Annotated in this window: 6 protein-coding genes and 1 pseudogene; 1 reads left to right on the top strand and 6 read right to left on the bottom strand. The window is 62.0% G+C overall.

Annotation, left to right across the window (positions count from 1 at the left end; genetic code table 11):
- The 5 genes and pseudogenes from CXR02_RS13030 to CXR02_RS13010 form a co-directional block, all read right to left on the bottom strand.
- Window positions 1-683: pseudogene (locus tag CXR02_RS13030) on the bottom strand (bifunctional D-altronate/D-mannonate dehydratase); the annotation flags it as partial.
- Window positions 684-718: 35 nt separating this feature from the next.
- Entirely contained in the window at window positions 719-2080 is a 1362-nt protein-coding gene (locus CXR02_RS13025; RefSeq protein WP_104062385.1) for a mannitol dehydrogenase family protein, read from the bottom strand.
- Entirely contained in the window at window positions 2073-3245 is a 1173-nt protein-coding gene (locus CXR02_RS13020; protein ID WP_104062384.1) for an N-acetylglucosamine-6-phosphate deacetylase, read from the bottom strand. The genes CXR02_RS13025 and CXR02_RS13020 overlap by 8 nt, the downstream gene beginning before the upstream one ends.
- On the bottom strand, window positions 3242-4012 hold the full coding sequence (locus CXR02_RS13015) for a sugar isomerase domain-containing protein (protein ID WP_104062383.1): 771 nt from the start codon (window positions 4010-4012) through the stop codon (window positions 3242-3244). The genes CXR02_RS13020 and CXR02_RS13015 overlap by 4 nt, the downstream gene beginning before the upstream one ends.
- The gene (locus CXR02_RS13010) at window positions 4012-4761 is read right to left on the bottom strand and encodes a 6-phosphogluconolactonase (RefSeq protein ID WP_104062398.1); all 750 of its coding nucleotides are present in this window, start codon (window positions 4759-4761) and stop codon (window positions 4012-4014) included. Before CXR02_RS13010 ends, CXR02_RS13015 begins: the two co-directional genes overlap by 1 nt.
- A gap of 99 nt (window positions 4762-4860) precedes the next feature.
- Here CXR02_RS13010 and CXR02_RS13005 point away from each other — a divergent pair, with 99 nt between their 5' ends.
- Complete coding sequence (locus CXR02_RS13005) at window positions 4861-5700, top strand: Gfo/Idh/MocA family oxidoreductase (protein ID WP_181037222.1); 840 nt, start codon at window positions 4861-4863, stop codon at window positions 5698-5700.
- Window positions 5701-5767: 67 nt separating this feature from the next.
- Here CXR02_RS13005 and CXR02_RS13000 read toward each other — a convergent pair whose 3' ends face one another.
- Window positions 5768-7357: a glycoside hydrolase family 3 protein gene (locus tag CXR02_RS13000; RefSeq protein WP_104062381.1), complete on the bottom strand. Its 1590-nt coding sequence runs from the start codon at window positions 7355-7357 to the stop codon at window positions 5768-5770.
- Window positions 7358-7421 lie beyond the last annotated feature (64 nt).

Below are 7421 nucleotides of genomic sequence, written 5' to 3'. Positions count from 1 at the left end.
GCGGCCTGGATGGGCGTCATGCGGTGGTGGCCGTCGTGCAGCAGCGGGATTTCCGGGCCGAACTCGTTGCGCACGGCCTCAAAGACGGTGGGCAGGTGGCGCAGGTAGGCCCGGGTGTCCCAGTCCTCTTCCTGCGGGAACGCGCCACGGCCGGCGGGTTCGTAGTCGTAGCGTTCGCCCGAGGCCTGGGCCTGCGCGGCCACACCGTAGACGGCCTTGATGCCGGGGACAGCGGTCTGGATGCGGATGGACTTGTAACCCAGTTCCAGGTGCTCACGGACCGAGTCGAACAGCGACTCGAGGTCAGCGCCGGAAGCGTGGCCGTAAGCGCGCAGGCCATTGCGTGACGCACCGCCCAGGAGCTGGTAGACCGGCATGTTCGCCATCTTGCCCTTGATGTCCCACAGGGCCATGTCCACGGCGGCGATGGCAGCCATGGTGACCGGCCCGCGACGCCAGTAAGAGCTGCGGTACAGGAACTGCCAGGTGTCCTCGATCCGGTGCGGATCCTTGCCGATCAGCAGCTGGGCCACATGCTCTTTTAGGTACGCGGCAACAGCCAGTTCACGGCCGTTCAGGGTGGCGTCACCGATGCCGGTGACCCCGTCGTCCGTAGTGATGCGCAGGGTCACGAAGTTACGTGACGGGCTTGTCACGAACACTTCAGCGGCAATGATTTTCACGGCAGATCCTTTCAGGAAGGGCTGGGTCATGGGATTTAGTTGGAGTTGGCGGAGAAGAGCCCCTGAAGCCGGTAAATCTGCGACCTAACCTCAGAGTCATTGGCCAGATCAGGGCTGAGCAGGCCGATGAAGGCAGCGGTACGCTGTTCGCCGTTAAGGTTTGTCGCTTTCCGGATGTCGGCCGCCAAGGGGTCCTGAAATTCTGCTGTGGCCGACAGGTACTCGATCCACGCCGCAATCATTCGCGCGGCACCATCGCCGGACCTGCCGGCGGCACGCTCGGCGTTCAGGACCGGCAAGGCACGCATGCGCAGCTTGGTTGTTCCGTCCATGGCGATTTGAGAAAGATGATGTGCGATCCTGCCGTTGCCGAATCTTTCCAGGAGAGCCTGCCGGTACTCGGGGATGTTGAGGTGGTCCCCGTGAAGATGGGCAGCCGCCTCGTCCCAGAACGCTTCCACGGCACCCAGGCACACAGCGTCTTCGAGTGCCTGGGCCACGGTAGAGTGCCCCCGAAGCTGACCGGCGTATGCCAAGAGCGAGTGGGCGCCGTTCAGGAGCCACAGTTTCCGGTTCTCATAGGGACCGATATCGTCCACAAACACCGCGCCCGCATCTTCCCAGCGAGGCCGTCCAGCGGGAAAGTCGCCACAGAGGATCCAGTTGTGAAATGGTTCGGTGATCACTGGAGCAGAGTCCCGGTAACCGCAAGCCTCGGCAACCAATTCAATGTCCTCCGTTGTGGTCCGCGGAGTGATGCGGTCGACGGACGTGCTGACGAAGCTGACGTTGACATCAATCCAATCAGCCAACTCGGTGTTCAACCCTCGGGCGAGGGCGAGGACAGCGTGCCGTGCCACGTTGCCGTTGTCAGCCACATTGTCGCAGCTCACGACGGCCAGCGGTCCGGCGCCGGCGTCCTTCCGGGCGGCGAGACCCGTCACCAGACGGGACAAGGGTGTCGTTGGTGCCGGACGTCTTGTGGACGAGTCCGCCGCGTAGGCGGCCTCGGTTATGGTGAGCGTGATGACTGACGTGGAAGGTGCGGCCACGAGCTCCGCCAACCGTCCGATGTCGGCACCATCGGCGGCCTCGACGATGCTGCCGACGACTTCGAAAGTGTCCTCGCTGCTTGACCGCTCCACCAAGGTGAACAAGCTGTCCTGTGCTTCCAGGACCCGTGCGGCATCGGGTCGGCGCCCTGTGAATGCTGCGATCCCCCAGTCCGCTGAATCCCCTGCGTGCTGCGTGTACCAGGCCTGATGGGACCGGTGGAACGCGCCCAAGCCCAAGTGCACGATGCGGACTGGCGGCTTGAGAAGGGGTATGCGCGTGCGTCCGAGTACGGGGAGGAGGTTTGGGTCGGAATCGGCGTTTTTCGGTTTCTTGTTATTCATATGTTTTCCCTTCAAGTTTTCGTCCGCCTTGCACAACTCCTACGACAGTGCCGGCGGTAGGCCCGGACGGACTGAGGAGCACGAAATCGGCAGGGGAGCCGGGGCGCAGGTAGCCCAGTCCAGGGCGTCCGCCGGTTGCGGCACGGGCAGGACTGGACGTGACGAGCGGGAGGGCAGTGGCCAAGGTCTGGGACGTTCCTGCGATGACGTTCCGTAGGCCGTCAGCAATCGTGGAGGCGGCACCTGCCAGCAGGTCTGTCCCCGCATAGGACAGTCGGTTGGTAGCGTCAAGTTCGACCGTTCCGCCTACCGGCGTCTTGTACCGGCCGGGAGGCGAACCGCCGATGGCTGTGAGATCTGAAACAAGGAAGGAACGCCCGACGGGTTTGGCCCTGAGCATGACCTCGAGGGTTTCCATTGGCAGGTGGTGTCCATCGGCGATGAGGCCGGCGCTGAGCCGGTCGTCTGCGAGTTGGGTCCAGATGGCATTCGGATGGCGGGGGAGGAGGGAGGGGATACCGTTGCCGAGATGTGTCGAAAAGGCTGCGCCTGCGTCAACTGCTCGGGTGATCTGTTCCGGTGTGGCATGGGTGTGACCGATTGCCACGGACACCCCGAGGGCGCGAATCCGTGCAATGTGTGCTGGAGCGTCCGGAGTGTGGGGTGAGACGGTGATGAGGCCGACAGGGCCGGATCGCTGCCACCTCGTCACTTCATCAGCATCGAGGGGCCGGATTGCCGTTGCGTCGTGGACGCCCCGGGCGCCTTCAAGATCGGATATGAAAGGACCTTCGATGTGGACGCTGGGAATTGCCGCGCGGGCGACCGCGTCGCCTATCCGGGCCTGTGAAATGACGTCAAGCGCATGCCGTATGTGCTCTTCACTGGCCGTGATGATGGTGGGCATCCAGGTTGTGACGCCGCCGCGGGCAAGCCGGTCGGTGAGGTCCAGGACCGTCTGTACAGAGAGTTCGCCGCCGTTGATATCCATACCCGCATAGCCGTTGACTTGGACGTCAATGAAGCCTGGAGCAATGATGGGCAGGACTTCCCCCGGACGAAGTTGGTCTTCGTCGATGGAAATCACGCCTGCGTTGGTGTATTCGATAGTCAGCGCCATGTCGCGGTCCGCAGCGCGCCCGCGGATTGTTTTTGTGTTGATCATAGGTGGCTTACTCTTCCTCGTAGACGGCCCACGAGCAGTTGGTTGGACTCGTCTCCCCGAGGGCTGTTTGACGATGTCCACACCGGCGGATCGATCCCGCGGGCACCCAGTTCGGCAATGGTCGCCAGCATCAGCCACTGGAGGCTAAACGCATTCGTGAATGTGGAGACGCTGCCTGAGCGCACCGTGGTTCCGGGAATGTCGACGACGGCATCCCCCTCAGGTACTTTTGTGTCGATGTGGACGTCCACGATATCTTGCAGGTTAAAGGCAGACGGATGGCGGGCAGGGTGGTCGGGCGGGATGAGTTCACTGCACGAAGTGCCGGAGAGACCTATGATGGTCAGCCCGAGACGGCGCGCTGCGAGGGCAGCGTCGATCACGGCACTGTTGATGCCGAATGCGTTGACCAGCATGAGTGCGTCGCCGGCGACCAACCCGGCCCCTTCGATCACGGTCTGTCCGTAACCCGGCAGTCTTTCCATGGCCGTGGATTTCAGGGCCCCGGTCGAGAGGAAGGTACCGGCATCAAGAATTGCTGATACGTGCGCCAGGCTTCCAGCCCGGTAGAAGATCTCCTGCGCTGCAAGGTTTGAGTGGCCGCCGGGCCCGAAGATATAGATCAGACGGTCCCCGGCGATTCGGTCCGCAAGGATCGCAGCGGCCCGCGTGATGGACACTGATTCTGTCTTCAGGATGCTGGCTTGGACGGCCGCGATTTCCGCGAGGTATTTCTGGCCAAGAAAACTGGCCTCTTGCGCATCCATTAGCGCGGATCGGATTCTTTGTCCAGGAAGATGGACACGCTGGGGTGTGTGCGAAGGGCTGTTCCTGGGTGGGCTCCACTGATGGGCTTCCTGAGGCTGTCCTGAACGGCTTGGCGCTTTTCGGCCCCGGGCACGGAAGCAATGATGTCTGTCGCGTTCAGGAGGCGCGGGATGGTCACTGAGATTGCGGTGGCGGGAACGTCGCCGAGAGTCGCAAAATGGCCTTCGTCCACCTGCTGCTGGCGGCTTATCATGTCAAGTCCCACAACTTTGGCACCCCGGCCGTCAGCGAAGTTCGCTGGCGGATCGTTGAAAGCGAGATGGCCGTTGACGCCGAGCCCCAGCAGTACGAGGTCAAAAGGCTCTGGGCCCATGACGGCACTATAGCGCCGAGCCTCTTCAGCGGGCTCCCCAGAAGGATCCATTCGGTGGAAAGTTGCTCTTGGTTCCTGGTCGAAAAACGCGGTCTGCAGCCAGTTACCAAATCCTTGAGGTGCCGTAGAGGGGAGCCCGAGGTAGTCATCCATGTGGAAGCAATCCACCACGCCCCAATCGATATCCGGCTGCTCCAGCAACGACGCCAGGGTCGCCGACTGGCTCGGCGCTGCCGCCAGCATGAGCCTGGCGTTGCCCTTGGCCGCAATTGCCCTGCGCAGGACGTCCGCTGCGCGTATGGATGCATGCTTTCCGAGCTCGGTTCGTGTGGGGTATCTGAAGATCACTGGGGCGATATCGGTCAATGTGTGCATGCTGCGTTCCTTCGAAAGCCGATGACGAGGACGAAATTTCTTGGAGAAGATAAACTCATTGTGATCTGCAAACGTTTGCAATACAACTCAGGAGGATCGATGCTGAAATTGGGAATCATTGGCTTGGAGAGCTCCAGGCCCTGCAAGTTCTTCAATTTTCTCGTTAGTCGGCTTCACAAGGCGCACATTACTGCTGTGGTGGCTCGTGAGGCTGGTGCTGATGTACAGGCTTGGATAGAGGGCGGCGTTGTAGTGGTTGACCGACCGACCGACCTCCTGGGGTACGTGACTGCAGTGATTGAGTGCAGCCGAAAAGGATCGCAGCACCGGGCGAACGTGGAGGGGCTGCTGCGCCAGGGAATTCACGTGTGGGTGGACAAGCCTCTCGCGACGAGCGTTGAGGATGCGAGGGCGCTGGTGGTGGCTGCCGAGGACTCCGGCGCCTTCTTGATGTCTTATTCCGGATACCGGCTGGCGCCCCAGCTTCCGGAGCTGGCTGCGAGTCTGGCGCAAGAGCCTAAGTCCCGGCGTCTTGTGGTGACGGGCCCAGCCGACGCGAACAGCGAGTATGACGGGCTGTTCCATTACGGCATTCATCATGTGGAGATTGCTTTGGAGCTTTTGGGACGGCCGGCGTTGGAGCCGGGAAACCTAGCTGTTGCTGTCAGCCGTTTTTCGGGGGGGCTGCAGGCCGACTTTTCTATTGGCGGCGTTGACGTTGCCCTGGTTTTCGTAGCGCCCACGCCGGGCTTGGAGGTCCCCTTCTCTGTTTCGCTGGGTGCGGGGTCTGGCGAACGGGTACTGACCGTCCCCACGGACTACAACGAGCAGATGCTGCTGCAGTTCCTCGCCGGCTGCAAATCCGCCCCGTCCAGGCGGACTGCGTTCGACATGGTGAGTCCAGTGGCTGTGCTCGAGGACATCGTAGGACGGTCGTAAGGTCACGTACCCAGTGATGCATAGGGCGGCCGCCGCCAGTTTCGGCTGCGCAGCCGCCTTGACATTGTCAGGACAGAACGTCCAGGGCAGCCCGCACTGCTGCATCTGTCACGATCCCGAAGGTGTCAACCGCGGGAAGCGAAACAACGGTGGCCCCCAGATCCGCGAAGGCCGAAGCCGGCAGGCTGGAGTTCACCAGGGCCACTGCAATTCGTTCCCTTGCGCCTGGTGCTGTGGTGGCGTTCCGGAACTCTTGTTTTTCCTCGGAGGCCATCGCCGTCGAGGGGCAGAACACGGGAATGATGTGTGAACCGGGGTAAAGAGACGCAGCGTCTGTAATGCTGGCCGCGTTGGGCTGCCGCGGGTCAAGGATGGTCTGAAGTCCTACTTCGTGAGCCGCTTTTTCGAAGCGGCGGGCAAGCAGTGTATTGCCCAGGACAACGAACTTTCTCGTTCGTGCCAGAACGGTTGCGTTGCCCGCCAGACGGTGAAGGCTGACGGTAAGTGCACGTGCGGGGTCCGTCCAAGGACCCGGCGCGTCCAATTTCGCTGCCTGGGCCTCGTCAGCGCGCTGAGGCGCATCGAGCCCCACCCGAACGCGCGCGAACAGCAGTCGGGTAGTGGCGGCGTCGATGTCGGCCTCTGAAAGTTCCCCGTCCCTGACTGCCCGGACGATCAAGTCAATAATCCCGGCAGCCTCGCCTGCCGGGCACTTGGCGTTTGCGACATCTGCGCCGGCCTTTAGTGCAAGCAGTGACGCAGTTGCAGGGGAATAGGTGTTGCTGACGGCGTTCATGCGAAGCGAATCGCTGATGATGACACCCGTGTATCCAAGGTCCTCGCGGAGCCATTGCCGGTTGACCACTCGCGACAGGCTTGCCGGCTCATGAATGCCCTGGCGGGGCAGCGTCACGTGGGCCACCATAATGGAGGCGACGTCAGCCTCTATGGACGCGCGGAACGGACGCATGTGGACGGTTTCGTGGTCGGGGCCCGTACGTTGCACGCTGGGGAGACCCTTGTGGGTGTCAACATGGCTATCGCCATGCCCGGGGAAGTGTTTTGCCGAGGCCAAGAGTCCGCCGTCCTGATAGCCGCGGATCTGGGCCGTACCCAGAATGCTGGTGTCGGCGGCGGAAACACCATACGCGCGGACGCCGAGGATGGGGTCGTTGGCCGTTGAGATGACGTCCATGCATGGGCTGAAAGTCCAGTGGTAGCCAATTGAGCGGGCTTCTTCTGCGGTCTGCCGTGCAACCCGGTATGCGAGGTCCGGGTCTTCTGCCATGCCAATGCCCCGGGGGTAGGGGAAATCTGTGCCAGCTGCGCCGAGGGAATAGCCCACCCCCGATTCAAGGTTTCCGCTGATCAGCGCGGGAGGCAGCCCGGCGTCGACGGTGATTTCTAATACTGAATTGTGATAGCGCGCCGCGTGTGAAGCAGGCATGTCGATGACGCTGTGGAGAGTGCCCACACCGCGCTCCAGGGCATCCCGCGTGTCGCGGTCCGGGAGCCCGTCGGGGCCGACTCCCGGAAGGACCAGCAGACACTGGGCCACCTTCTGTTCCAGCGTCAGGTCGCCCAGGTGCTGATCGATCCATTTGGAGGAAGCGGAGACGTACTTTGTCGTTGGCTCTTGACTATTCACTGATTCCATCGTTTGATTTTAGCAAACGTTTGCACGCCTTTCTTGAAACGTTTAGGGAGTACCCCAATCACCT

This window comes from Arthrobacter sp. 4R501, assembly GCF_002929755.1.
Lineage (GTDB): Bacteria > Actinomycetota > Actinomycetes > Actinomycetales > Micrococcaceae > Arthrobacter.
This window is presented reverse-complemented; position numbering and strand designations above follow the sequence as displayed.

Excerpts from the sequence above, each read along its gene's own strand:
- CXR02_RS13025 (WP_104062385.1), bottom strand. The coding sequence starts at position 2,080 with ATGAATAACAAGAAACCGAAAAACGCCGATTCCGACCCAAACCTCCTC.
- CXR02_RS13020 (WP_104062384.1), bottom strand. The coding sequence starts at position 3,245 with ATGATCAACACAAAAACAATCCGCGGGCGCGCTGCGGACCGCGACATG.
- CXR02_RS13015 (WP_104062383.1), bottom strand. The coding sequence starts at position 4,012 with ATGGATGCGCAAGAGGCCAGTTTTCTTGGCCAGAAATACCTCGCGGAA.
- CXR02_RS13010 (WP_104062398.1), bottom strand. The coding sequence starts at position 4,761 with ATGCACACATTGACCGATATCGCCCCAGTGATCTTCAGATACCCCACA.
- CXR02_RS13005 (WP_181037222.1), top strand. The coding sequence starts at position 4,861 with ATGCTGAAATTGGGAATCATTGGCTTGGAGAGCTCCAGGCCCTGCAAG.
- CXR02_RS13000 (WP_104062381.1), bottom strand. The coding sequence starts at position 7,357 with ATGGAATCAGTGAATAGTCAAGAGCCAACGACAAAGTACGTCTCCGCT.